Genomic DNA, 25,274 nt, shown 5'->3' on the forward strand with positions numbered 1-25,274 from the left:
AAAAGAAAAAAGAGAATGAGCATAAAATCAATACTAGCAATTCCATTTGCGAAAATTGTTCGTAAACAAGTATATAAATGGGCAAACAACCCACACAAAACTCAAGAAAAAGTTTTTGAATATTTGGTTACTGAAGGGTGTAAAACAGCATTTGGAAAAGATCACGATTTTATATCAATCAACAATTACGAAGATTTTAAAAAAAGAGTTCCAATAAATGATTATGAAGGTTTACGTCATTATGTAGATAGAGTTGTAGCAGGTGAAGAAAATGTTTTGTGGAAGGGAAAGCCTTTATATTTTGCTAAAACTTCAGGAACAACTTCAGGAGCAAAATACATTCCTATAAGTAAAGAATCGATGCCAACACACATTAAAGCAGCTCGAAATGCTTTGTTGTTTTATATAACAGAAACAAACGACGCTAGTTTTGTTGATGGGAAGATGATTTTTTTACAAGGAAGTCCAGTTTTGGAAGATAAAAACGGAGTAAAATTAGGACGTTTAAGTGGAATAGCAGCACATTATGTTCCAAATTACCTCTTAAAAAACCGTTTACCGAGTTGGGAAACCAACTGTATTGAAGATTGGGATACAAAAGTAGATAAAGTAGTTGAGGAAACATTACCAGAGAATATGACGGTGATAAGCGGAATTCCGTCGTGGGTACAAATGTATTTTGAACGTTTGAAGGAGAAAACAGGTAAGAATGTTTCCGAACTCTTTCCAAACTTTAATTTCTTTGTGTATGGTGGAGTAAACTTTGAACCATACAAGAATAAGTTTGAAGCGTTGATAGGAAAAAAAATAGACTATGTAGAGTTATACCCTGCTTCCGAAGGATTTATTGCATATCAAGATTCGCAAACTGAAAAAGGTATGTTGCTACAATTAAATTCAGGAATGTTTTATGAATTTATTCCAGCAAATGAATTTTTTGATGAAAACCCAACAAGAATATCGTTAAAAGACGTTCAGTTAGGAGTAAACTATGTTATTATCTTAAACACTTCTGCTGGTTTATGGGGCTATAATATTGGTGATACTGTTGAATTTACTTCGTTAAAGCCTTACAGAATAAAAGTAACAGGACGTATAAAACACTTTATTTCTGCTTTTGGGGAGCATGTAATAGGAAAAGAGGTTGAAAAAGCATTAAACGACGCTATAAAAGGAACAGATGTTAATGTGAGTGAGTTCACAGTAGCTCCGCAAGTAAACCCTGAAAGTGGATTACCATATCATGAGTGGTTTATTGAGTTTGAAAATGAACCTGAGAACTTGGATGAGTTAGCATCTAAAATTGATGCTTCTATGCAAGAGCAAAATGTATATTACTTTGATTTAATTGAAGGTAAAATTTTACGTCCTCTTATCATTAGAAAAGTGAAAAAAGGAGGTTTCCACGAGTATATGAAATCCATAGGAAAGTTTGGAGGTCAGAATAAAATCCCACAGCTATCAGACAATAGAAAAATAGCGGATGTATTAGAAGATTTCTTAATTGAATAAAAAAAATAAAATGAAAATTGTAGCTACTAACATTGGAGAAAGAAAAGAAATTGATTGGAAAGGAAAAATTGTGACAACAGGTATTTTTAAATTCCCTGTTGAAACTCCTATTTTTTTAGATGTAGAAAAAGTAAAAGATGATGCTATTTGTGATAGAAAGTATCATGGAGGAATAGACCAAGCAGTGTATGCTTATTCAGAGAAACACTATGCATATTGGAAAGAGTTATATCCAAATTTAGATTGGGAACTTGGAATGTTTGGTGAAAACTTGACTGTTTCGGATTTAGAGGAAAGTCAATTGCACGTGGGAGATACTTTTAAAGTGGGAGAAGTTATTATTGAAGTTACTAAGCCGCGTCAACCATGCATGAAACTTGGTGTGCGTTTCAATGACATGAAGATTGTAAAACAGTTTTGGCAACAAAATTTACCAGGAGTCTATTTTAAAATACTACAAACAGGTTTTGTAAAAGCTGGAGATGAGTTTGAACAGGTTAAAAGCTGCCCTCAAAACCCAACCATTGAAGAAGTGTATAAGAGTAAGAGGGAAGCGAAGTTTAAAACTAAAAACTAAACTTTTTAGAATCTAAAATATTTTTTGAAGCCATAGAGGCAAACCCCATTTTGTACAAAATATCAGCTCTGGTATTTTCTTTATGATTCAGTGTTTCCATAGTTTCTATTATATCTTTTTTGAAACCATTTCTATGATAAGTTTTATGAACTTCTTTAATAAAAGGAGTGGGAACTTGGAAACAGTGTGAACCAATCACATCCATAGCTGCCCCTTTTGATAGTAAATAAGCTTCATTACCAAACTTCTTTTTGTCTACTGAAGGATATAAGTGCATATCAATAGCCGTTTTAATAATAGCAGCTTTATTTTCAGTGTCATTTTTCTTTACAAAATCATCAGCATAAGAACCACCATAATTAGCAAAACATTGTTGACTACATACATGGTTGTGAGAATCAGTCAAACCAATATCATGTAGTATTGATGATACAAAAAGTAATTCTTTATCATAGTGTAATTTTTCTGAAAGAGCAATTCCAGCCGACCAAAAAAAGGTTCTATAAGAATGATATAAAAGTATCGGGTTACATAACTCATTTGCCTCTTCTAAAGCCAGTTTAGATAGTTTAGAGTCTGGAATTTCAATAGTGTTAATGTCAAAATCTAGTTTAGACTTAATGCCAGTTTTATATAAAAACTTAGCATAAGTTTCTTTTAATTTAGAAGTAATTAAGAGTTTTTTAAATTGTTGAACTTCTTTTCTGTTGAGTACAGAAGGACTATGGTTATTATGTATTTGCATTGCTTATTTTTTTCGAACAAAGCAAATATAAAATAAAAACATACTAACTAGTATGTTTTTTGAGTCTGATATTATTTTAAACCAGTTAAGTAAAGTTTTAATTGCTTTAAATGATGGGTATAAGTATCTGTCTTATTGCTTAATTTTCCTAAAGCTCTAGCTCCCCAATAGATAGCTATAATAAAATCAGCAACTTCTTCAGCGTTAATACTTGGGTTTAAGGTGTTATTTTGTTGTTCTTTGATTATAGAACTAGAAATAGCATCTGTCCATAGAGATTTTACTTCGTTAAGAGCCTGTTTAAAGTCATTGTCTAATGGAGACATTTCTTGAGTTAAGTTGGCTAGAGGACAACCATGCTCTATCGTTAAAAAAGAGTTGTGTAAAAGTAACTCTTCAATCATTGTGTATAAAGAATCACATAAACTATCGGGAGAAGAGAGAGAACTAATAGATAAGTCGATGGTTTTTGGTTGTATTACCTCTTTAATAACAGCAATTCCCATTTGCTTTTTATTTTTAAAATGATAATAAAAAGCACCTTTTGTAACTTTAGTAGTAGCTATTATTTCATCGATACTGGTAGATTGATATCCTTTTTTATAAATAAGTTCAAAAGCTTGTTGTAAAATAGTTGCTCTTGTGTTCGCAGATTTTTTCATTCGTTATAGCGTACTCTTTATTAATTTACATGTAGTACAAATTTACTATTATGTACATAACAAAGTAATGCTAAGACTACAATTTAGGTTAAAAAGAGATTTTAGCTAGGGAGATTCCATCCATGTATGAAGTTCTCAATAATAAAACTAAAGAACTCAAAAGTCAACACTGTTGCAAAAAGCACCACTATTACTTTAAATATTTTCTTATTCATTTTGTTTTTGTTCTAACTCAAACACTTTTTGTAGCATCTTATCGTCTTGCTGATCTACTTTATACAAACCTTCGTCACTAAAAAGTTCGCGAGCTATCAATACTTTTAGGTTACTACGAAGCTGATTTTTTGTTCTTTCAGAAAGCCTGAAATCTTTAAGTTCTGCTAAGAATTTGTTAGAAACCTCATTGTCTTTATCAAAATTGCTAATAAAATCTTCAACAGTTAGTGAAGCCAATTTTTTACGATTATCGTCCACATAAGAGAAAGCAAAATCATTTAAAGGACGGAAGAATATTGTAGGAATATATGCTGAGGTGTCGACTGCTACAAAATAATCAGGAATAATTCCACCACCACCATATACTACTTTTCCTTTAGGAGTTGTGTATTTTAAGCTATCAACAGTTTTAATACTATCCTTGGTAAATAACTCACCATTTTCTAATCGATGTTCAAAATCGTGACTGTATTCTTCTGAATCTGCGTCTTTTTTATAAGGTTTTTGGATAGATCGCCCTGTTGGAGTGTAATACCTAGCCGTAGTTAATCGCACCGCAGAACCATCTCCTAAATCCATTTCTTGTTGCACCAATCCTTTTCCAAAAGAACGACGTCCAATAATAATACCTTTGTCATTATCTTGTAAAGCACCAGCTACAATTTCAGAAGCAGAAGCAGAGTTTTCATCTATCAATACATACAAACCTCCATTTTCAAAATCTCCTTTATCAGTAGCGAAAGACTCTACAATATCACCTTTATTATTTTTTGTAAATACAATCAGCTTTTCATCTTCCAAAAACTCATCAACAATATCATTAGCAATATCTATAAAACCACCACCATTTCCACGAAGATCTAGAACTAAATCTGTCATTCCTTTGGTGAGTAATTTATTTAGAGAAGATTTAAATTCAATATAAGTGTTACGAGCAAAACGATCTAACTTTATATAACCAATACTATCGTTTAGCATATATGCAACATCAACACTTTTAATATTTACCTTACCACGATTAATAGTAATATCAAAAATACTATCGTTGGTTTTTCTGTAAACCTGTAGGTTAACTTTAGTATTTGGCTTCCCTTTTAAAGCTTTCATTATTTGGGAAGTTTGTAATTTTTTTCCGTACAGCGTATCTTTATCTGCAAGCAAAATTCTATCACCTGCTTTAATACCAGCATCAATACTTGGTCCGCCTTTAATAGGTTCAATAACTGTTATGGTATCACCAATCATTCTAAATTGAACACCAATACCAACAAAATTACCTTGCATGTTTTCAGTAACCAGTTGTAAGTTTTCCTTTGGAATATATACTGAATGTGGATCTAATTTACCTAGCATTTCGGCAATCGCTCCATCTAGTAATTCATCAGTATTTACATCATCAACATAATCACTTTGAATATAGTCTATCAAGCGTTTTATTTTACGTTCGCTTGATGAGCTTTTTCCAATAAGGTTACTTGAGTTTCCATTGCTAAAAAAAGTTCCGATAAGAATACCGAAAATTACAGCAATAGATAAATATATAGGTAAATTATTCTTGTTCATAAGGTAAATACGTCAGTTCAACACCTGCTTTTTCTAAAAAATCCAATCCTGATCGATCTTTGTATGCTTGGGCGTATACTACACGTTTTATTCCTGCTTGATGTATTAATTTACTACATTGTTGGCAAGGAGAAAGTGTAATATATAAAGTAGCACCTTTACACGATTGTGTAGAAGAAGCTACTTTTAAAATAGCATTGGCTTCTGCGTGTAGTACATACCATTTGGTGTATCCTTCTTCATCTTCACAATAATTTTCAAAACCAGAAGGAGTACCGTTATAACCATCAGAAATAATCATTCGATCTTTAACAATTAAGGCTCCTACTTTTTTACGAATACAGTGAGAAAGTTGTCCCCATTCATTTGCCATTTTTAAATAGGCAATGTCATATTTTAATTGTTTTTTCTTCAAAATTTTCAGTGTGGTTTTTCTTAGATAAGCTAAGGTAGTTAGATTTGAGTTAGTTAGTCGTTAATTTTTTACCAAAAAACTCGGTCAAACATCATTTGTAAAGCAAAGCCTATAACGATAGAAGACATGATTAAAATCCAATCGCGACGGTTTACACTAAAGATTGATTGTACTAAAGCACCAATTAATAAAATTCCTAATACAATGATAATTTGTGCTACTTCTACACCTAATGCAAATTCTAATAATGGTAAAAACTTATCAGAAGTTTTTCCAATCATAATTTTAAAATAGTTGGAAAAACCAAGTCCGTGAATTAGTCCAAAAAATAAAGCAAAAAATAAATTCTGATTTTCTTTTCCTACTGATGCTTTTTTAGCAGTTAATACATTCATTAATCCAGTAATAAAAATGGTTAATGGAATTAAAAATTCAATTAAATCTGCTCGCACATTTAAGATTCCGTAAGCTGAAAGTGCTAAGGTTATCGAGTGTCCAATAGTAAATAAAGTGATTAACCATAAAACTTTTGTCCACTGTTTAAATTGATATACAACAGCTAATACAATTAAGAATAAAATATGGTCATAGGCTTTAAAATCTAGTACATGAAACAAGCCTGTTTTAAAGTAGAAGATAAAATCGTTCATTCGGGGTTTTTAAATTTTTATTTGTCGATCTATTTGTTGGTCTAAAGATATAAAAGTTTCGGTTCTCGAAACCCCTTTTATGGTTTGAATATCCTTATTTAACAAATGCATTAAATCTTCATTGTTTTTACACAGTATTTTAATGAAAATGGCATAGTTACCAGTAGTGTAGTGACTTTCTACAATCTCAGGAATTTCTTTTAAACGTTTAATTGCTGAAGAGTATAGGCTAGAAGAATCTAAAAAAACACCAACAAAAGCGGTAGTAGTGTATCCTAATGCTTTTGGGTTTAATATCATTTTGTAACCATCAATTAAATCCGATTCGTCTAATTTTCGCAACCGTTGATGAATGGCAGCACCAGATATACCCACTTCTCGAGCAATGCTTAAAATAGGAGTACGTGCATCTTTAACAAGGCGTTTGATAATGATTTTATCAATTCCGTCAATTTTTAATTTTCTAACCATGAAACAAAAATAAGGAAAGTTTGATTATCAATAAAAAACAATAAATTATTGTTTTTCAATAATTTTATTATATTTGCCTCCTCATTAATTAATCAAAAATTGAATATGAAATCAGTATTAAGTATTTTAAAGGTTTTTTGTACACTATTAGTAGTTAGTGTGTTTATCGATTTTATAAAAAGGCTGCATAAAATTTTCTATTACTTGTTTAATGGAGGAGAAAGATCTTTAGTTTTTAATATGCAAATACCGGATAATTGGCCAGATGGTGTGTATAACTTTTTATCAATTACTTCTTTAATTCTAATTATTTATATGGTTCTTTTAACGGTTGATTTTAGACAAGTAATTTTTAATTTTTCAAAGAATGAAGTGTTTACTGAAGAAAATAGTAATCAATTAAGAAGAGTAGGTCGAGGTGGAATAATCTATGGAATTATTATGTTTCTTTTTTATGTTCTTTTAGGAGTTCTAATAAACAAACCTAGTCCTGGGTATGATCTTGGACATCTTATAGGGGGAGCGGTAAATCAAGTTTTATCAGTATTTGTAATGGCTTTATTTGTGCAATTTATTTCTTTCATTGTAGGAAAAGGAAACGTTTTACAAGAAGAAAACGATCTAACCATCTAATAAAAACTAATTATGAGAAAATTAAAAATTTTAAAAAGCTTAATTGACTTTATTTTTATTGTGTATAGTCTCATGGTTCCTTTTCTTATTATAGGGATTCCTACTGTGTTTTTTATGACAGAACAAAGTAGTTTTAAAATACTAGGATTAGATTTTAATGTGGGCACAAGTATAATATCAAAAGTATTTGTAGCAATTTTTTTATTGGTGTATGTGCTAGTTTATAATGCAATTTATAAGTTTAGAATAGTGTTAACCGAATTTGTTAGAACTAAGGTGTTTTCAGAAAAGGTAATTATGAATTTAAAGGGAATAGGAAATTTATTACTTATTTCAGGTATTTTAATGATTGTTGCTAGAGTTGGTTTAAAACTAACAACGACATCAGTCATAAATTTTGATTTTGGAGTTGGGACTCATTATTTAACTATCTGTTTTGGGCTTTTCTTTTTAGTGCTTTCAGAGATATTTAGAACTTCAAAAGAGTTAAAACAAGAAAACGACTTAACAATATAAGGTATGCCAATTATTGTAAACTTAGATGTAATGCTTGCTAAACGGAAGATGAAAAGCAAAGAATTGGCAGAAATTGTGGGAATTACTACGGCAAATTTATCAATCTTAAAATCAGGAAAAGCAAAAGCTATTCGTTTTTCAACATTAGAAGCTATTTGCAAAGCATTAGATTGTCAACCAGCAGATATTTTAGAATTTGTAGAGGAGTAAAAACAGAAGATTCTGTACCTTTACAGTTATGTATGCGTTGGTAGATTGTAATAATTTTTATGCTTCTTGCGAACGGGTTTTTAATCCGAATTTGCAAGGAAAACCTGTGGCTATTTTAAGTAATAATGATGGTTGCGTTATTTCAATGAGTGATGAAGCAAAAAAGTTACAGCTTCCATTTGGGGCACCAATTTTTAAGTGGGATCAATTTTGTAAGAACAACAATATCTCAGTGTTGTCTTCAAACTACCCACTGTATGGCGATATGAGTGCTAGAGTGATGAAAATTCTAGAACAATTTTCTCCAGATGTAGAAGTATACTCTATTGATGAAGCTTTTTTACAATTCAAAGGTTTTGATGAGTATGATTTTAATTCCTATGGGAAAGAAATTAGGGAAAGACTATTGAAGTGGACGGGGATTCCAACCTGTGTAGGAATTGCACCAACAAAAGCGTTAAGTAAAGTAGCCAATAAAATAGCTCGTAAATTTCCAAAAGAAACAGGAGGAGTGTATGTAATAAATTCCGAAGAAAAAAGAATCAAAGCATTACAGTGGACTCCTATAGAAAGTGTTTGGGGAATTGGTAGAGGTATACAGAAGAGGTTGCTCGCCAAAGGATGTAAAAAGGCATACGATTTTACGCAGTTAAACGATGATTGGGTATTAAAAAATCTTTCTATAACTGGCTGGAAGTTAAAAAAAGATTTAGAAGGAGAGTCTAAAATACAGTTAGATGAACCTACTAATAAGAAAGCAATAGCAACAACCCGAAGTTTTGAATATACATTTTCTGACTTAGATAATATTAAAGAAAGAATTTCAACCTTTGCGGTGAGTTGTGCAGAAAAATTACGCAAACAAAACTCTAGTTGTCACATGGTGATTGTTTTGTTACGAAGTGATTATCATAAAAAAGATACTGAACAACATCGAGTGAGTAAAACAGTTGTGTTTCCATATCCAACAAATTCCACATTAACAATAAGTAAAAGTGCAGTACAAGCAGTAATAACTATTTTTAAAGAAGGAATAAAGTATAAAAGAGCAGGAGTAATTGTAACAGGATTGATTCCTTCAGATAATTATCAGATAGATATGTTTGCAAGAGAAAACCCGAAGCATGCCTCTTTAATGAGTGCGATTGATAAAATTAATCAAACTTATAAAGCAGATAAGATTAAATTAGCCAATCAAGATTTACAACGTACTTGGAAGATGCGTCAAGAACGATTATCGCCCAAATACACTACAAATATTAACGATATTATTAAGGTAAAATAAGTTTAGTTAAATAACAAACAATAAGATGTTACGAAAATTAAAGCCAGTAAAAGCATCAGAGACATTGACTTTTTTCTTGCCAAAAGAGTTAAATGAAAGCGAAGGAGCAATTTTAATGGATACAGGTATTTCTGCAGGGTTTCCTTCACCTGCTGATGATTTCAGGGAAACGCGTATTTCGTTAGATGAAGAACTTATTAGAAATAAAGAAGCTACTTTTTTTGCACGAGTAAGCGGACAATCGATGATTGGTGCAGGTTTAGATGACAATGATTTATTGGTAATCGATAGAAGTATTCCTCCAACCAATAATAAAATAGCAGTATGTTTTTTAGATGGTGAGTTTACTGTAAAACGTCTGCGAGTTGAAGGTAGTGAAGTTTGGCTACAACCTGAAAACCCAGATTATCCAATTATAAAAATCACTGAAGAAAACAACTTTATTATTTGGGGAGTTGTAACTAATGTAATTAAGAAGGTGTAGCGGAGAAACAAGACCGCTTTGCTGTTAGATAGAAGAATCAAGACTTTTTTTAGAAAGATCAAAAAGTCAATCTGAATTTTGTGTGAAGTATCTCAGAATAAAAAAATCCAGCTATTTGCTGGATTTTTTGTCTTTATTCTTTACTCTAAAAATCTTGTATCTTAAAAAGATTAACAAAATTCATCGTAAGCAGCGGCTAAATTCTGTGCAATAGCTTGTGCAGAACGTCCTTCAATATGATGACGCTCTAACATATGTACTAAATTACCATCTTTAAATAAAGCAATTGCAGGAGATGATGGAGGGAAAGGAATCATATATTCTCTTGCCTTCGCTGTAGATTCTTTCTCTACACCTGCAAAAACTGTAGTTAAGTTCGTAGGAGTTTTATCTGCTCCTAAAGAAGCGATAGCACCAGGTCTTGCAGTACCTGCAGCACACCCACAAACAGAGTTTACCATTACTAACGTAGTTCCTTCTTTGGCTAAAGCATTGTCAACATCTTCAGCAGTATATAAAGCTTCAAAACCGGCATCGATTAATTGATCGCGCATTGGTTTTACTAATTCTTCTGGATACATATTTTTGAATTAAAATTTAAGGCAAAGATACTTCTTTTCGTGCCAACAATCAACTCGAAATAAGTATGGAGATAGATTGGTAATGTTTTATCTTTGTAGCCTCTAAAAAACAAACAATGGGAAAATTTGCAAAATGGCTTGGAGCTGGAGCTGGCTTTACATTAGGAGGGCCAATAGGAGCAATAATTGGGTTTGCTGTAGGAAGTTTTATTGATGGAATTTCTGTAGAAGATTTTGTACAAGAACAGCAAGAATTTCAAAAAAAGACTGGAGGTCAACCAAGAAGAGGAAGAGCTACATCAGGTGATTTCGAAATAAGCTTGTTAATATTAGCATCAGTAGTTATAAAATCTGATGGAAAAATAGATAAGAGAGAGTTAGATTATGTTCGTGCTTACTTTGTGAAAATGTATGGTAAAGAACGAGCAAATCACGCATTCAAGCTATTCAATGGAATTATAAAAAAACAAATATCTACACGCCAAGTTTGCTTACAAATACGTCAGTATATGTCGCATGCTACGCGATTACAATTATTACATTTTTTGTTTGGAATAGCAAAAGCAGATGGGCAAGTAACTAGTGTAGAGGAAGAAGAAATTAGAAAAATAGCAAGCTATTTATATATCAATGAATATGATTACTCATCAATAAAAGCAATGTTTTATGATGAGTCTGATGGAGCTTATAAAATGCTAGAGATAACGAAAGAATCGACTAACGATGAAGTAAAAAAAGCCTACAGAAGAATGGCTAAAAAACATCACCCAGATAAGTTACAAAACTTAGGAGAAGAGCATAAAAAAGGAGCTAACGAGAAATTTCAAAAAATTCAAGCAGCTTACGAACAAATTAAAAAAGAACGTGGGATTAGTTAATATGTTCAGATAAAATTAAGAATTATGTGAAAAACACCTCAAATTTGAGGTGTTTTTTTATGTCTCAAATTCAACAATTACAAGAAAATACGTAATTTCGCACATTCAATTAATAAACCGACAAAATGAGTAAGAAGTTTACTGAATACAAAGGATTGGATTTACCAAAAGTAGCAGAAGAAATATTAAACTATTGGGAGGAAAACAACATCTTTGAAAAAAGTATTACTACACGTGAAGGAAACGAACCATTTGTGTTTTTTGAAGGACCACCTTCAGCAAACGGTTTACCAGGAATTCACCACGTAATGGCACGTGCCATTAAAGATATTTTTTGTCGTTATAAAACCCAAAAAGGATACCAAGTTAAGCGTAAAGCAGGTTGGGATACGCATGGTTTACCTGTAGAATTGGGGGTTGAAAAAGAATTAGGAATTACCAAAGAAGATATCGGAACCAAAATTACGGTTGAAGAATATAACGAAGCATGTAAAAAAGCTGTAATGCGTTATACCGATATTTGGAACGACCTAACTCAAAAAATGGGATATTGGGTAGATATGGAAGATCCATATATAACCTATAAACCAAAATATATGGAATCGGTTTGGTGGTTGTTAAAACAAATCTATAATAAGGATTTGTTATACAAAGGATATACAATTCAGCCATATTCACCAAAAGCAGGAACAGGGTTAAGTTCGCATGAATTAAATCAACCAGGAACTTATCAAGATGTTACAGATACTACAGTAGTAGCTCAGTTTAAAACGATAAAAGAAACATTACCAGACTTTTTACAAGTTGATGGAGATGTACACTTTTTAGCTTGGACAACTACACCATGGACACTTCCATCGAATACAGCATTAACGGTTGGACCAAAAATAGAATACGTTTTAGTTAAAACATTCAACCAATATACATTTGAGCCAATTCAAGTGGTGTTGGCTAAAAACTTAGTGTCAAAACAATTTGCTGGGAAGAAGTTTAATCAAGTAGAAGATGTAGCGGAATTAGCAAATTATGCTGAAGGAGATAAGCAAATTCCATATGCAGTTGTAAAAGAATTTATAGGAAAGGACTTAGTAGGTATTAAATACGAGCAATTATTACCATTTGCTTTACCATATCAAAACCCAGAAAATGCTTTTAGAGTAATTTCAGGAGATTTTGTAACTACCGAAGATGGTACAGGTATCGTACATACAGCCCCAACATTTGGTGCTGATGATGCTTTAGTTGCAAAACAAGCAACACCAGAAGTGCCGCCAATGTTAGTATTGGATGAAAATGAAAATCCAGTTCCATTAGTAGATTTACAAGGGAAGTTTCGTCCAGAAATGGGTGAATTTGCAGGGAAGTATGTGAAAAATGAATACTACGCAGATGGAGAAGCTCCAGAAAAATCGGTAGATGTAGAATTAGCAATTCAACTAAAAACAGAAAATAAAGCCTTTAAGGTTGAAAAATATGTACACAGTTATCCTAACTGTTGGCGTACAGATAAACCAATCTTATACTATCCATTAGATTCTTGGTTTATCAAGGTAACTGATGTAAAGGATAAAATGTTCGATTTAAACGAAACTATTAACTGGAAACCAAAATCAACAGGAGAAGGACGTTTTGGTAACTGGTTAAAAAATGCGAATGACTGGAACTTGTCACGTTCTCGTTTCTGGGGAATTCCATTACCAATTTGGCGTACTGAAGACGGAACAGAGCAAATCTGTATCGGTTCTGTAGCTGAATTAAAAGAAGAGATTCAAAAGTCAGTTGATGCAGGCGTAATGTCTGAAGACATTTTTGCTGATTTTGAAATAGGAAATATGTCAGAAGATAACTATGATAAAATCGATTTACACAAAAATGTAGTAGATAAAATTATCTTAGTTTCTACTTCAGGAAAACCAATGAAGCGTGAAAGCGATTTAATTGATGTTTGGTTTGATTCTGGTTCTATGCCATATGCACAATGGCATTATCCATTTGAAAACAAAGAATTAATTGATAATAAAGAAAGTTATCCAGCTAACTTTATTGCAGAGGGAGTAGACCAAACTCGTGGATGGTTCTATACATTACATGCTATCGGAACAATGGTGTTCGATTCTGTAGCTTATAAAAATGTAGTGTCTAACGGATTAGTGTTAGATAAGAACGGACAAAAAATGTCAAAGCGTTTAGGAAATGCAGTAGACCCATTTACTACATTATCTGAATTTGGTCCAGATGCAACGCGTTGGTACATGATTTCGAATGCAAATCCTTGGGATAACTTAAAATTTGATTTAGCAGGAATAGAAGAAGTAAAACGTAAGTTCTTTGGAACTTTATATAATACGTATTCATTCTTCTCTTTATATGCAAACATTGATAACTTCACCTATAGTGAAGCTGAAATAGCTATTAATGAAAGACCGGAGATAGATCGTTGGATTTTATCTGAATTAAATACGTTAGTTCAAAAGGTAGATAAATTCTATGCAGAATACGAACCAACCAAGGCAACTAGAGCTATTTCTGATTTTGTACAAGATCATTTAAGTAACTGGTATGTACGTTTATGTAGAAGACGTTTCTGGAAAGGAGAATATGCACAAGATAAAATTTCAGCATATCAAACGTTATACACTTGTATGTTAACGGTAGCTAAATTAGGTTCTCCAGTAGCACCTTTCTTTATGGATCGTTTGTATAAAGATTTAATAAAAGCTACAGGAAAAGAAAGTTTTGAAAGCGTACATATAGCAGAGTTTCCTAAATATAATGCTGATTTAGTAGATAAGTCGTTAGAGCGTAAAATGGAAAATGCACAAACAATATCTTCGTTAGTACTATCTTTAAGAGCTAAAGAAAAAATTAAAGTACGTCAACCGTTACAAAAAATTATGATTCCTGTATTGGATGCAACGCAGAAGGAAGAAATTTTAGCAGTAGCAGACTTAATAAAATCAGAAGTTAACGTTAAGGAGATAGAGTTATTAGACGATGCTTCAGGGATTTTAGTAAAACAAATCAAACCAAATTTTAAAGCTTTAGGGCCTAAGTTTGGTAAAGATATGAAGTTGATAGCTAATAAGATACAAGGATTTACACAAGATGATATCATCAAAATAGAAAAAGAAGGTGAAATTTCTGTGGAAATTAACGATAAATTGATTACTTTAGGAACCGCTGATGTGGAGATTTCATCGAAAGATATCGAAGGGTGGTTAGTAGCCAATGCAGAAGGGTTAACAGTTGCTTTAGATGTTACAATAAACGACGAATTACGCAAAGAAGGTGTGGCAAGAGAATTAGTTAATAGAATTCAAAACGCACGAAAAGACACAGGTTTAGAAGTAACCGATAAAATAAAATTAACCATTTTACAAGCTGATGATTTAAGAGAATCGGTATTGGCAAATGAAAACTACATTAAAGCAGAAACATTAACAAACGAATTAGTTTTTGTTGATGATTTAAAAAATGGTACAGAAATTGAGTTTGATACCATTAAAAGTAGAATGTTAATTGAAAAAATATAGCATTATGGATGATGTTAAAATAAGATATTCAGATAGTGATTTACTAGAGTTTAAGGAAATCATTCAAAAGAAAATTGAAAAAGCTGAAGAAGACTTAAAACTGTTACAAGCATCGTATAAAAATGGTTCAGATAATGGAACCGATGATACATCGCCAACATTTAAATCTTTTGAAGAAGGTTCAGATACAATGGCTAAAGAAGCAAATATGCAGCTAGCCATTCGTCAAGAAAAGTTTATTCGTGATTTAAAAAATGCCTTAGTTCGTATTGAAAATAAAACGTATGGTATTTGTAGAGTTACAGGTAAGCTAATTCAAAAAGAACGCTTAAAGCTAGTACCACACGCTACTTTAAGTATCGAAGCAAAACGAAAACAATAACTTTTAAAGTTAAAATAAATAGAGCCTCTTTTAGAGGCTTTTTTTGTATGAAAAAATATCTATTATTATATACTCTAATAAGTGTTCAATTTCTTTACTGTCAAGAAAAAATAATACAGAAGAGAAAAATGTTAGTAAACGAACTCGAAGTAGTTACTTACGGGTTAGACGATATTGTAATAGAAAATTCAAAGAGTAACGAGCTAGAAGTAATTTTACTTGATGAAAACCCACATACACATAATATACTGTTCAAAAAAGAAGGAGAAGTCATTACAATAGCATTTGAGTTAAATATTCCAACACTAAAAAATGAAGTTTTTCGAAAATATATAACAAGAAGACTAGAAAGAGCTAGAGCGGTTATAAAAGTTCCTAAAAACAAACATATAAGCATACATGGAAAAACCATAGGAGTTAATTCAAAAAGTTACGCTGGAGATTTAGATGTTTATATTGAAAGAGGAAATATAAAACTGAATATTATTGAAAGGAACGTAAATGTGCGTCTTTTTCAAGGAAATGTATTTGCGAAAATAACTTCAAAAAGTATGTTAAACTTAAAAACTAATAACGGAACAATTTTTATAAATGGAGAGAAAAAAGAATCTCCGTTCTCTCAAGAAACTCCATCAACTTCTAAAAAACTTGCCATAAATTCAATTCATGCCAACATAAATATAGAATTAGAGTAATTAACAAAATTTTATAATAATTACACGTAACAAAACATAAGTTACTTTGTCTAATGGTTAATTAAAAACTAAGAAATGAACAAAAGGATACTAACCGCAGCCATTGCAGCATTATTATTAATAAGCTGTAACTCCACAAAAAAAGCAACAAACGATTTAGCTGTTCAAACCCCAATAGCAACAACCTTAGATTTAACAAAGGTTGATAATGATAAAGTACCGGTAACTGTTAACCCAGGTAGATTTACAGTTGAAAAAGTAACATATAGGTTACCAAGAGTAGTCCAAGGAACTTATTCTGTAAGTGATTTTGGTAAATATGTAGATAGTTTTAAGGCTTTAGATTATGAAGGAAACGAATTAGAAGCAACAAAAGTTGACACCAATACATGGGAAATTACCAATGCCCAAAAATTAGATAAAGTAACCTATTTGGTAAACGATACTTTTGATATGGAAGTTTCAGGAGGAATTGGAGGAGATACACCATTTTCACCAGCAGGAACCAATATAGAATCTACTAACTATGTATTAAATCTTCATGGGTTTGTAGGGTATTTTGATTCATTAAAAAATAATCAATATAAGTTAGATGTTGTTTCGCCTACTAATTTTAAAAGAACTTCAGCATTACAAGAAGTAGGAACAAAAACAAGCGAAGATGGTTTAACTTTAACTTCAAGCTATTTTGCCCCACGTTATTTTGATATTACAGACAACCCGATGTTTTACGGAGAACTAGATGTAGAAGAGTTTAAAGTAGGTGATATTAAAATTGTATTAAGTGTATACTCTCCAAACAAAAAGCACTCAGCAGAAAAGCTTAAAAAAGTTATGGAGAAAATGATGCAAGCACAAAAAGCATACTTAGGAAGTGTTAACAGTACTGCTCGTTACGATATTTATTTATATCTATCTGATGGAACTGAAAAAGCACCTAAAGGATTTGGAGCTTTAGAACATCATACATCAACCGTAGTAGTATTACCAGAAGCAATGCCAGATGAAGCATTAGCAAAAAGTATGATAGATGTAGTATCTCATGAGTTTTTCCATATCGTAACTCCGTTAAGTGTGCATTCAGAAGACGTACATTATTTCGATTACAATCAACCAACATTCTCTAAACATTTATGGATGTATGAAGGAATTACAGAATACTTTGCTACATTATTTCAAGTAAATCAAGGTTTAGTAACAGAAGATGAATTTTACAGTAAAATTATGGGTAAAATTAAAACAGCATCTTCTATGAATGACTCTATGAGTTTTACTAAAATGAGTGAAAATGTATTAGATGAGCCTTATGCTTCTCAGTATTATAATGTTTACCAAAAGGGAGCTTTAATCGGTATGTGTATTGATATTTTAATGCGTGAAGAAAGTAATGGAAATAGAGGCGTGTTGTCATTAATGAAAGAATTATCATTAAAATATGGAAAAAATAAACCATTCGAGGATGATAAATTAATTGAAGAAATTACAGAAATGACATACCCTTCAATAGGAGCGTTTTTGAACACACACGTAGTAGAAGGCACACCAATTAATTATAATGAGTTTTTTGCAAAGGCAGGATTAGTGTTGAATGAATCAAAAGTAAAAACAAATTATATCCAAAATGATGGAGCTATGATTGTTAGAGCAGACCAAGCGACAAAAACAATCAGATTTTCAGAAGCAGTAAAAGATAATAGCTTTTGGGCTGAAAATGGAGCACAACCTAACGATGCAATTAAAGAGGTTGATGGAGTAGCAGTAACAAAGGAAAGTGCAAACCAGATTTTTACGAAAATGTTTATGTGGCAACCAGGAAACGAAGTTGAGGTAAAACTAGAAAGAGATGGTAAAGAGGTAATTATTAAAACAACTTTAACTCAATCATACACCAAAGGAACTAGTTTAAAAGATGATCCTAATGCAACACAAAAGCAAAAAGAATTAAGAAAAGCTTGGTTAAAAGGGTAATTTCCTTTTTTAATGAATAAGTTTAAGACCAATATGTCTCAAAGACTATTGGTCTTTTTCTTTCTATAAATCAGAAGAAAAACATAAAAATAGTTTTCTTATTTTTGTTTCCATTAAATAAAAAAAATGTCTAAAAAACACATCGCAATACTTACCGTAATTTTGGCAATTTTAATTGATCAAATCAGTAAAATTTATATCAAAACACATTTCCAATTAGGAGAAGAAGTTATTGTTTTCAATGATTGGTTTAGAATTCATTTTACAGAAAATAACGGAATGGCGTGGGGCTTTGAATTTGGTGGTAAAGCAGGAAAATTATTCTTAACTTTATTTAGAGTTGTTGCCGTTACAGGTATTGTGTATTGGTTGTGGCAATCTATCAAGAAAAAAGCGCATACAGCCGTTATTATTGCAATAGCGCTAATTTTAGCAGGAGCAGTAGGTAATATTATCGATTCTGTTTTTTATGGTGTAATTTTCGATTCTTCTTACCATAATGTTGCTACACTTTTTTCAGATAATCCATATGGAGAATTGTTTCACGGAAAAGTAGTAGACATGCTATATTTTCCTATTTATGAAGGAGAAAGTTTTACCTTTTTCAATGCTATTTTTAACGGAGCAGATTCTTGGATTACTATAGGAGTAGCTTTACTATTTTTATTTAATAAGCAAGCATTTCCTAAAGAAGAAAAAGAAACAAAACCAGCTTCATAAAAGCACTTTAAATACTTTTCCTATATTTATAGAAAAAGAAATTAATGCGTTTACTAAAATATCTTGCTGTTTTTGCACTAGGGTTTTTAATTGCTAAATTCTGGTACGAAAAAAAGGAAAAAAAATATGAGCAAGAAGAAATTCAGGTGGTTTTAAACGGAATTCAGAATCTAAGTAAGTTAGTGGTTTCAGAAGGGAATTTTTCTGAAATGTATAGCTTTACTGATGCAAAAAAATACTTTTACGGATATCTTACATTCGAGAAAAAAGCAATGCTCTCAGTAAATGCTAAGGTTGAGGTGGGGTATGATTTATCAGAATTAGAAATTCAAATAGATAGTGTTGGTAAACAAATCATCATTAATAAAATTCCTAAAGAAGAAATTCTAATTTCTCCCGACATTAAATATTTCGATTTACAACAGAGTCAGTTCAATACCTTCTCTAAACAAGAGCTAAATAAGCTGAATGCTAAAGCTATTGAAAAGATTAAATCGACAATAACAGTTTCTCAACTACAAGAAGATGCTAAAACTCGTTTGTTTGAAGAATTATCAAAGATTTACCAACTTTCTAAAATTTATAATTGGAAAGTTGTGGATAATACTAATTCTGGTGTTTTTAAACCTTTACTATTGAAAGATTAAATTAATGAGTTTGAAAGTTTTTAAACCTAAGGATCAAAGCTTAAAAGAATATATAGAATTCTATTATTTTACAGAAGAAATTGAAGTTGATAAAAAAACAACTTATTTGGTGTTTCCTATTCATAATACTGTATTGTCTATTATAAAAGGTGCTAAAATAGAGTACCAAGAGGATAATATAAATATCAAGCCTTGTCCAGTTGAGGAAATAAGTTATGACTTAACAACTTCGTATACAAAACCAGTAAGAGTAAATTGTTTAGGGAGTTTTAAAGAGATATCGATTGTTTTTAAACCTCTAGGATTTCAGTCTTTCCTAAAAAATCATAATGACCTCTCTTTAGATAGTTTCATTGGAAATGATAGCTTTAAGTTAGCTGAGCTTTTTAATGTTAACTCAAATACTTTTCTAGATAATATCGAAGGATATTTACTGTCAAAATTAAATAAGTTTGAGCATCCTTTTTTAAAAACATTTGTTCAAGATGTGTACCGAGGTGTTGATAAAACAGTTTTAGAGTATTCAAAAGAAAATCACATTAGCCCAAAAACATTTATTAAACATAGTAAACTATACTTAAAAAGAACTCCAGTTGAGTTTAAAAAAATAGTAAGATTTCGAAATATTTTAAAGGAGTTTAAAGACGATAAAAAAATGGACTTTAGTTTAACCAACCTTAGTTTGTTAGTGAATTTTTTTGATCAATCTCATATGATAAAAGATTTTAAATCTTTAACAGGTTATACTCCAAAAGATTTTTTTAAAAAAGTAGATAAAGAAGAACAAGGAATTAATTGGATGTATGATAGAGGGTAATTTTTTTACAATTTTCATTTACTTTTTAAAAATATATTTGCGATAATTTTAAAAAGAATTATGAAAAAAATATATGCAATTGCTACAGTAGTATTACTAGTGCTATTAGCCTGTAGTAAGAGAGAAAAGGAAAAATTAGTTTATACACAAGATGTGGATAATTATTGGAAAGCGTATGATAAAATAATTACTACAAAGGACTCTGTTTTACAACTTAAATATTTAAAAGAAGAGTTTATAGATAAAGCTTCGATTGGGCAAAAAACAATGTTCAAAGTTAGAAATTGTACTCCCCAAGAGTATATTGAAAACATTAATAATTACCCAAAATTTTGGAACTCTATTAGAGAAAACACCTTAAAAAGTAAAGGTTTCAGTTCAGAGATAGAGAATGGGCTACAAAAGTTAAAGCTATTTTATCCAGACTTTAAACCCGCTAAAGTGTACTTTACTGTTGGAGCATTTAGAACTGGAGGAACAGCTGTAGATAGTTTAGTGATTTTTGGTGTAGATATGCAAATGTTAGATGAAAATATTAATACTTCTGAGTTCGAAAAAAGCCTAGATAATGTAAAAACTTTTCAAAAAACAAATCCAATTAATAATGTAAAGTTTACAGGAGTTCACGAGTTTATTCACACACAACAAAAATCTTTTTTTAAAGAGAGTTTATTAGTAGCAAGCTTATATGAAGGAGTAGCAGAGTTTGTTGCTGAAAAAGCTTTAGGAGAAAAGTCAAGTATGGAAGGTCTAGAGTATGGTAAGAAAAATACTCAAGCTATTAAAGATCAATTTGAAATTGAAATGTTTAATAAAACTAATTCGTATTGGTTATGGAGTTCAATGCCAAATAAATTTAATCAGAGAGATTTGGGGTATTTTATTGGATATAAAATAGCTGAAAAATACTATAATGATTTTGATAAAGATAAAAACTTGGCAATAAAAAAACTGATAGAATTAGATTATAGTAGTGACGAAACCATCATTGAATTTGTAGATTCAGTTAATTTTTTTGATAAACCAATTTCTGAAATAAGAAAAGAAAATGAAAAGCATAGACCTTATGTCGTTTCTATAAAAGAATTTAAGAATAATGACATTGATGTGGATTCAGCTATAAGAACATTGACTATTGAATTTTCTAAACCAATGAATGAAAAAATAATGAATCTAAGATTAGGTCCGTTAGGAGAGCCAAATTTGTTAAGTGTGACAAGTTTTAAAGGATGGTCGGAAGATAGAACTAAATTGTTTTATGAAATTGAGTTAAAACCAAAACTTAAACAACAAATTTTAGTAACTGATTTTTTTCAATCTAAAGAAGGGTATCCATTAAAACCATATCTTATAGATATAACGACGAAGTAACAAAAAAACCTTGGATGAATATTGTCCAAGGTTTTTTATATATTAATGAGGTAATTTTTTACTTATTACACCATAAATAAAAGCTCCTATAAGAGCTCCTAAGAGCACAATAATCATTGGGAGTATTCCTTGTCCAATCAAAACAAAAATAGGAGCAGGACAAGCGCCTGCTAAAGCCCAGCCTAATCCGAAGATAGTACCGCCAACTAAAGTTCTAATAAAACCTTTCTTTTTCTCTTTGACGTTAACTTGGTTCCCTAAGTAATCTTTAATTTTTCCACTTTTAAAGAAATACATAAATATAGCAGAGATAGCTACAGCAGAACCAATGATACCATACATGTGGAAAGATTGAAACTTGAACATTTCATAAATTCGATACCAAGAAACTGCTTCAGATTTAGACAAAATAATTCCGAAAACTATACCTATAACTAAAAATTTTAAATTCTTCATTTTAACCAAATATTAAAGGGAATAGCACCCAAATCATAATTAAACCACCAATAAAAAAACCAATTACAGCAATTAAAGAAGGCAATTGAAAGCTGCTTAACCCTGTAATAGCATGACCAGAAGTACAACCATCAGCATAACGAGTTCCAAAACCAATTAAAAGTCCTGCAATTAATAAAATAGCAAAGCCTTTTGGGGTTAACATATTATCAATACTAAAGATTTCATTTGGTACATAGGTTTCTCCTGCATCAGCAAACCCCAAATCAGCTAATTCATTTATAGTTGTTGGATTTAAGTCAACTCCTGATGTAGAAGATAAAAAGTTTATAGCGATATAACCTCCAATTAATAAACCAACTAAAAAGAAAATAGCCCAGTCACGCTCTTTCCAATCTTTCTTAAAATAATCAGAAACTTTACCTGCACCAACCATGGTACACATAGTTTCTAAATTCGTTGATACCCCAAAATTTTTTCCGAAGTAAAAAAACAAAAAAAGTACTATAGCAATAAGTGACCCAGATACATACCAAGGCCATGGTTGTAATATAAAATCCATTATAATATGTTTTTTAAATAAGTGATAATGGTTTTTGTTGCCCCCACATTTTTTAAAATGTAATTGTGGTTAACATTCCCCATTTGCTCTCTTAGTTTTTTGCCTGATTTCAATAAAGCAAAATTACTAGAAAATTCGTTAGTATTTGTAACGGTCTTTGCACCTCCTATTTCAACTAAATCAATTGCTTCTTGAAACTTATTGTATTTATTACCACCAAAAATAACAGGAACACCATATGTCGCTGGTTCTAAAATATTATGTAAACCAGTAGCGAGTCCACCGCCTACGTAAGCTACATCAGCATAAGAGTAAATTTTGGTAAGTAACCCAATTGTGTCAATTATAAAAACTTGATAATTGGATAGCAGTTTTTCTTCTTTTTCAGAAAAAAGAATCGTTTTCTTGTTGATTAAGCTCTGTAGTTCTTTAATCTGTTTTTGGTTGATGTTGTGTGGAGCAATAATAAACTTTTCGTCATCAGTAGCGTTATTATTAATGTAATTGATAATCAATTCTTCATCTTCTTTCCAAGTGCTTCCTGCAATTACGGTATACTGACTGTTTTTAAACTCAGAAATAAACTCTAAAGAGTTGTCTTGTTGTAAAATATCATATACACGATCAAATCGAGTATCACCAGCAATGGTTACGTTGTGAAAATCAATAGAATTTAATAGGTTTTTAGAAGTTTCGTTTTGCACAAAAAAGTGATTAAACGCCGTCAATTTTCCACGCATAAAACCTCCATACCATTTAAAGAAGGATTGTTTTTTTCTAAAAATTCCTGAAATTAAAATTGTAGGAGCACCATGCTTTTTTAATTCAGAAAGGAGGTTAGGCCAAAACTCATATTTAATCATGATAGCTACATCAGGATGCACTAGTTTGATGAATTTTTTAACGTTCGATTTAGTGTCCAAAGGTAAATAGCAAATAACATCGGCTAATGGATAATTTTTTCTGATCTCATATCCTGAAGGAGAAAAAAATGTAACCACAATTTTATAATCTGAATAGAGCTCTTTCAACTCCTCAATAATAGGTCTTCCTTGTTCAAATTCTCCTAAAGAAGCAGCATGAAACCAAACTACTTTATCAGTTTTAGAAATACTTTCGAGTTTAGAAAACGTTTCTTTTCTCCCTTGGTAAAACAGCTTTATTTTTTTGTTGAATAAAGCTACAATTGGAAGTAAGATAGATACTATGGCAAGAAGTAAATTGTATAAAAAATTCATTATGCGAATTTATGAAATAAAAAAATCAGTGAAGTTACTCACTGATTTTTTATTCTATGTTGAAATATGTTATTTTTCCATTTCAAAATCTTCCATGAACTTAGTGGTATAATTACCAGCTACGTAATCTGGATGATCCATTAATTGTCTGTGGAAAGGAATAGTTGTTTTTACACCTTCAATAACATACTCATCTAATGCACGCTTCATTTTGTTAATCGCTTCTTCACGAGTTTGTGCAGTAACAATTAACTTAGAAATCATTGAATCGTAGTTTGGTGGAATCATATATCCTGCATATACGTGAGTATCGATACGAACACCATGACCACCTGGCGCATGATAAGAGGTTATTTTTCCTGGCGCAGGTCTAAATCCATTATATGGATCTTCTGCATTAATTCTACATTCTATTGAGTGTAATTGTGGCTTGTAGTTTTTACCAGAAATTGGCACACCAGCTGCAACTAAAATTTGCTCACGAATTAAATCGTAATCAACAACTTCTTCAGTAATAGGATGTTCTACCTGAATACGAGTATTCATTTCCATAAAGTAGAAATTACGATGTTTATCTACTAAGAACTCAACCGTACCAGCACCTTCATATTTAATGTACTCAGCAGCTTTAACAGCAGCAGCTCCCATAGCATCACGTAATTCTTCTGTCATGAATGGAGAAGGAGTTTCTTCAGTTAATTTTTGGTGACGACGTTGTACTGAACAATCTCTTTCAGATAAGTGACAAGCTTTACCGTAAGCATCACCCACTACTTGAATTTCGATATGGCGAGGCTCTTCAATTAACTTCTCCATATACATATCATCGTTTCCAAATGCTGCTTTAGATTCTTGTCTTGCAGAATCCCAAGCATCTTTTAAATCTTCAGCTTTCCAAACAGCACGCATTCCTTTACCACCACCACCAGCAGATGCTTTTAACATAACAGGATACCCTGTTTCTACAGCGATTTTTTCACAATCTTCAAAAGTAGTGATTACACCATCACTACCTGGTACACATGGTACACCAGCAGCTTTCATGGTAGCTTTAGCGTTTGCTTTATCTCCCATTCTATCAATCATCTCAGGAGAAGCTCCGATGAACTTAATTTCGTGCTCTTCGCATAATTTTGAGAATTTAGCATTTTCAGCTAAGAAACCATATCCTGGGTGAATTCCGTCAGCGTTTGTAATTTCTGCCGCAGCAATGATACGATCCATTTTTAAATAAGACTCGCTACTTGGAGCAGGCCCAATACAAACAGCTTCATCAGCAAATCGTACGTGTAAACTTTCAGCATCTGCTTTAGAATATACAGCTACTGTTTTAATACCCATCTCTTTACAGGTTCTAATTACACGTAGCGCGATTTCGCCTCTATTGGCAATTAATATCTTTTTAAACATGTCTTTTAGTTTATGAGTTTATTGGGTTTAGTTGTTTAAGAGTTTAGCATTTAGCTAAACTTCTAAACTTAAAACTT

The 25,274-nt window shown here is 31.4% G+C and carries 27 protein-coding genes; 16 read left to right on the plus strand and 11 right to left on the minus strand.

Translation table 11 applies throughout. The annotated features are described in order from the left end of the window. Window positions 1-15: 15 nt before the first annotated feature. A complete protein-coding gene (locus ACTPNM_RS03435) occupies window positions 16-1,512 on the plus strand; it encodes a GH3 auxin-responsive promoter family protein (protein WP_440120635.1) in 1,497 nt (498 codons plus the stop codon). Window positions 1,513-1,522: 10 nt separating this feature from the next. Further along, the gene (locus ACTPNM_RS03440; RefSeq protein ID WP_440120636.1) at window positions 1,523-2,089 is read left to right on the plus strand and encodes an MOSC domain-containing protein; all 567 of its coding nucleotides are present in this window, start codon (window positions 1,523-1,525) and stop codon (window positions 2,087-2,089) included. Here ACTPNM_RS03440 and ACTPNM_RS03445 read toward each other — a convergent pair. The 6 genes from ACTPNM_RS03445 to ACTPNM_RS03470 form a co-directional block, all read right to left on the minus strand. Continuing rightward, window positions 2,079-2,834: a nitrile hydratase gene (locus tag ACTPNM_RS03445; protein ID WP_440120637.1), complete on the minus strand. Its 756-nt coding sequence runs from the start codon at window positions 2,832-2,834 to the stop codon at window positions 2,079-2,081. The two genes, ACTPNM_RS03440 and ACTPNM_RS03445, sit on opposite strands and share 11 nt — an antisense overlap. Before the next feature lie 71 nt (window positions 2,835-2,905). Then, window positions 2,906-3,496: a TetR/AcrR family transcriptional regulator gene (locus ACTPNM_RS03450; RefSeq protein ID WP_440120638.1), complete on the minus strand. Its 591-nt coding sequence runs from the start codon at window positions 3,494-3,496 to the stop codon at window positions 2,906-2,908. A 207-nt stretch (window positions 3,497-3,703) separates the two neighbouring features. Further along, window positions 3,704-5,275, minus strand: a complete 1,572-nt coding sequence (locus ACTPNM_RS03455) for a S41 family peptidase (RefSeq protein WP_440120639.1) — start codon at window positions 5,273-5,275, stop codon at window positions 3,704-3,706. After that, window positions 5,262-5,693 carry a deoxycytidylate deaminase gene (locus ACTPNM_RS03460; protein WP_047789925.1) on the minus strand — a complete coding sequence of 144 codons (432 nt, stop codon included), beginning with the start codon at window positions 5,691-5,693 and terminating at the stop codon, window positions 5,262-5,264. Before ACTPNM_RS03460 ends, ACTPNM_RS03455 begins: the two co-directional genes overlap by 14 nt. 65 nt (window positions 5,694-5,758) lie before the next feature. Beyond that, window positions 5,759-6,340 carry a HupE/UreJ family protein gene (locus tag ACTPNM_RS03465; RefSeq protein ID WP_099214652.1) on the minus strand — a complete coding sequence of 194 codons (582 nt, stop codon included), beginning with the start codon at window positions 6,338-6,340 and terminating at the stop codon, window positions 5,759-5,761. A 9-nt stretch (window positions 6,341-6,349) separates the two neighbouring features. Continuing rightward, window positions 6,350-6,811 carry an Lrp/AsnC ligand binding domain-containing protein gene (locus tag ACTPNM_RS03470; protein WP_047789927.1) on the minus strand — a complete coding sequence of 154 codons (462 nt, stop codon included), beginning with the start codon at window positions 6,809-6,811 and terminating at the stop codon, window positions 6,350-6,352. Between the two features lie 105 nt (window positions 6,812-6,916). Here ACTPNM_RS03470 and ACTPNM_RS03475 point away from each other — a divergent pair, with 105 nt between their 5' ends. From ACTPNM_RS03475 to ACTPNM_RS03495, 5 genes are read left to right on the plus strand one after another with little or no spacing between them, the layout of a single operon-like run. Next, window positions 6,917-7,444 (plus strand): DUF2975 domain-containing protein, encoded by a 528-nt coding sequence (locus ACTPNM_RS03475; RefSeq protein WP_440120640.1) that lies wholly within the window; start codon window positions 6,917-6,919, stop codon window positions 7,442-7,444. Window positions 7,445-7,456: 12 nt separating this feature from the next. Beyond that, entirely contained in the window at window positions 7,457-7,960 is a 504-nt protein-coding gene (locus ACTPNM_RS03480; protein ID WP_440120641.1) for a DUF2975 domain-containing protein, read from the plus strand. 3 nt (window positions 7,961-7,963) lie between these two features. Next, window positions 7,964-8,170, plus strand: coding sequence for a helix-turn-helix domain-containing protein (locus ACTPNM_RS03485; RefSeq protein WP_047789930.1), 207 nt, complete (start codon window positions 7,964-7,966; stop codon window positions 8,168-8,170). A 28-nt stretch (window positions 8,171-8,198) separates the two neighbouring features. Beyond that, window positions 8,199-9,455 carry a Y-family DNA polymerase gene (locus tag ACTPNM_RS03490; protein WP_440120642.1) on the plus strand — a complete coding sequence of 419 codons (1,257 nt, stop codon included), beginning with the start codon at window positions 8,199-8,201 and terminating at the stop codon, window positions 9,453-9,455. Between the two features lie 25 nt (window positions 9,456-9,480). Beyond that, window positions 9,481-9,939 (plus strand): LexA family protein, encoded by a 459-nt coding sequence (locus ACTPNM_RS03495; protein WP_440120643.1) that lies wholly within the window; start codon window positions 9,481-9,483, stop codon window positions 9,937-9,939. 170 nt (window positions 9,940-10,109) lie between these two features. Here the strand turns inward: ACTPNM_RS03495 and ACTPNM_RS03500 are convergent, their stop codons facing one another. After that, a complete protein-coding gene (locus ACTPNM_RS03500; protein ID WP_073182156.1) occupies window positions 10,110-10,520 on the minus strand; it encodes a BrxA/BrxB family bacilliredoxin in 411 nt (136 codons plus the stop codon). Between the two features lie 116 nt (window positions 10,521-10,636). On the opposite strand from ACTPNM_RS03500, the gene ACTPNM_RS03505 reads away from it, so the two are divergent. From ACTPNM_RS03505 to ACTPNM_RS03545, 9 genes are all read left to right on the plus strand, one after another. Beyond that, window positions 10,637-11,398: a TerB family tellurite resistance protein gene (locus ACTPNM_RS03505; RefSeq protein ID WP_274640919.1), complete on the plus strand. Its 762-nt coding sequence runs from the start codon at window positions 10,637-10,639 to the stop codon at window positions 11,396-11,398. Between the two features lie 125 nt (window positions 11,399-11,523). Next, the gene (gene ileS / locus ACTPNM_RS03510) at window positions 11,524-14,931 is read left to right on the plus strand and encodes an isoleucine--tRNA ligase (protein ID WP_440120644.1); all 3,408 of its coding nucleotides are present in this window, start codon (window positions 11,524-11,526) and stop codon (window positions 14,929-14,931) included. Between the two features lie 4 nt (window positions 14,932-14,935). Further along, window positions 14,936-15,313, plus strand: a complete 378-nt coding sequence (locus ACTPNM_RS03515; RefSeq protein ID WP_115900129.1) for a TraR/DksA family transcriptional regulator — start codon at window positions 14,936-14,938, stop codon at window positions 15,311-15,313. Between the two features lie 128 nt (window positions 15,314-15,441). Beyond that, window positions 15,442-16,008 carry a hypothetical protein gene (locus ACTPNM_RS03520; protein ID WP_440120645.1) on the plus strand — a complete coding sequence of 189 codons (567 nt, stop codon included), beginning with the start codon at window positions 15,442-15,444 and terminating at the stop codon, window positions 16,006-16,008. A gap of 75 nt (window positions 16,009-16,083) precedes the next feature. Continuing rightward, the gene (locus ACTPNM_RS03525) at window positions 16,084-17,976 is read left to right on the plus strand and encodes a M61 family metallopeptidase (protein ID WP_440120646.1); all 1,893 of its coding nucleotides are present in this window, start codon (window positions 16,084-16,086) and stop codon (window positions 17,974-17,976) included. 126 nt (window positions 17,977-18,102) lie between these two features. After that, entirely contained in the window at window positions 18,103-18,696 is a 594-nt protein-coding gene (locus ACTPNM_RS03530; RefSeq protein ID WP_440120647.1) for a lipoprotein signal peptidase, read from the plus strand. Between the two features lie 44 nt (window positions 18,697-18,740). Then, window positions 18,741-19,343 (plus strand): DUF4230 domain-containing protein, encoded by a 603-nt coding sequence (locus tag ACTPNM_RS03535; RefSeq protein ID WP_440120648.1) that lies wholly within the window; start codon window positions 18,741-18,743, stop codon window positions 19,341-19,343. 4 nt (window positions 19,344-19,347) lie between these two features. Then, on the plus strand, window positions 19,348-20,160 hold the full coding sequence (locus ACTPNM_RS03540; RefSeq protein WP_440120649.1) for a helix-turn-helix domain-containing protein: 813 nt from the start codon (window positions 19,348-19,350) through the stop codon (window positions 20,158-20,160). A 60-nt stretch (window positions 20,161-20,220) separates the two neighbouring features. Continuing rightward, complete coding sequence (locus ACTPNM_RS03545) at window positions 20,221-21,531, plus strand: hypothetical protein (protein ID WP_440120650.1); 1,311 nt, start codon at window positions 20,221-20,223, stop codon at window positions 21,529-21,531. A gap of 42 nt (window positions 21,532-21,573) precedes the next feature. On the opposite strand, the gene ACTPNM_RS03550 is transcribed toward ACTPNM_RS03545, so the two are convergent. The 4 genes from ACTPNM_RS03550 to accC all read right to left on the minus strand — a co-directional run bounded on the left by ACTPNM_RS03550 (window position 21,574) and on the right by accC (window position 25,197). Continuing rightward, entirely contained in the window at window positions 21,574-21,987 is a 414-nt protein-coding gene (locus ACTPNM_RS03550; protein WP_440120651.1) for a DUF6691 family protein, read from the minus strand. 1 nt (window position 21,988) lies between these two features. Beyond that, on the minus strand, window positions 21,989-22,549 hold the full coding sequence (locus ACTPNM_RS03555; RefSeq protein WP_440120652.1) for a YeeE/YedE family protein: 561 nt from the start codon (window positions 22,547-22,549) through the stop codon (window positions 21,989-21,991). Next, entirely contained in the window at window positions 22,549-23,787 is a 1,239-nt protein-coding gene (locus ACTPNM_RS03560) for a 3-deoxy-D-manno-octulosonic acid transferase (RefSeq protein ID WP_440120653.1), read from the minus strand. Before ACTPNM_RS03560 ends, ACTPNM_RS03555 begins: the two co-directional genes overlap by 1 nt. 69 nt (window positions 23,788-23,856) lie before the next feature. Beyond that, complete coding sequence (gene accC / locus ACTPNM_RS03565) at window positions 23,857-25,197, minus strand: acetyl-CoA carboxylase biotin carboxylase subunit (protein ID WP_440120654.1); 1,341 nt, start codon at window positions 25,195-25,197, stop codon at window positions 23,857-23,859. Window positions 25,198-25,274 lie beyond the last annotated feature (77 nt).

Origin of the sequence: Tenacibaculum sp. Ill, assembly GCF_051938915.1 — a bacterium.
Lineage (GTDB): Bacteria > Bacteroidota > Bacteroidia > Flavobacteriales > Flavobacteriaceae > Polaribacter > Polaribacter larymnensis.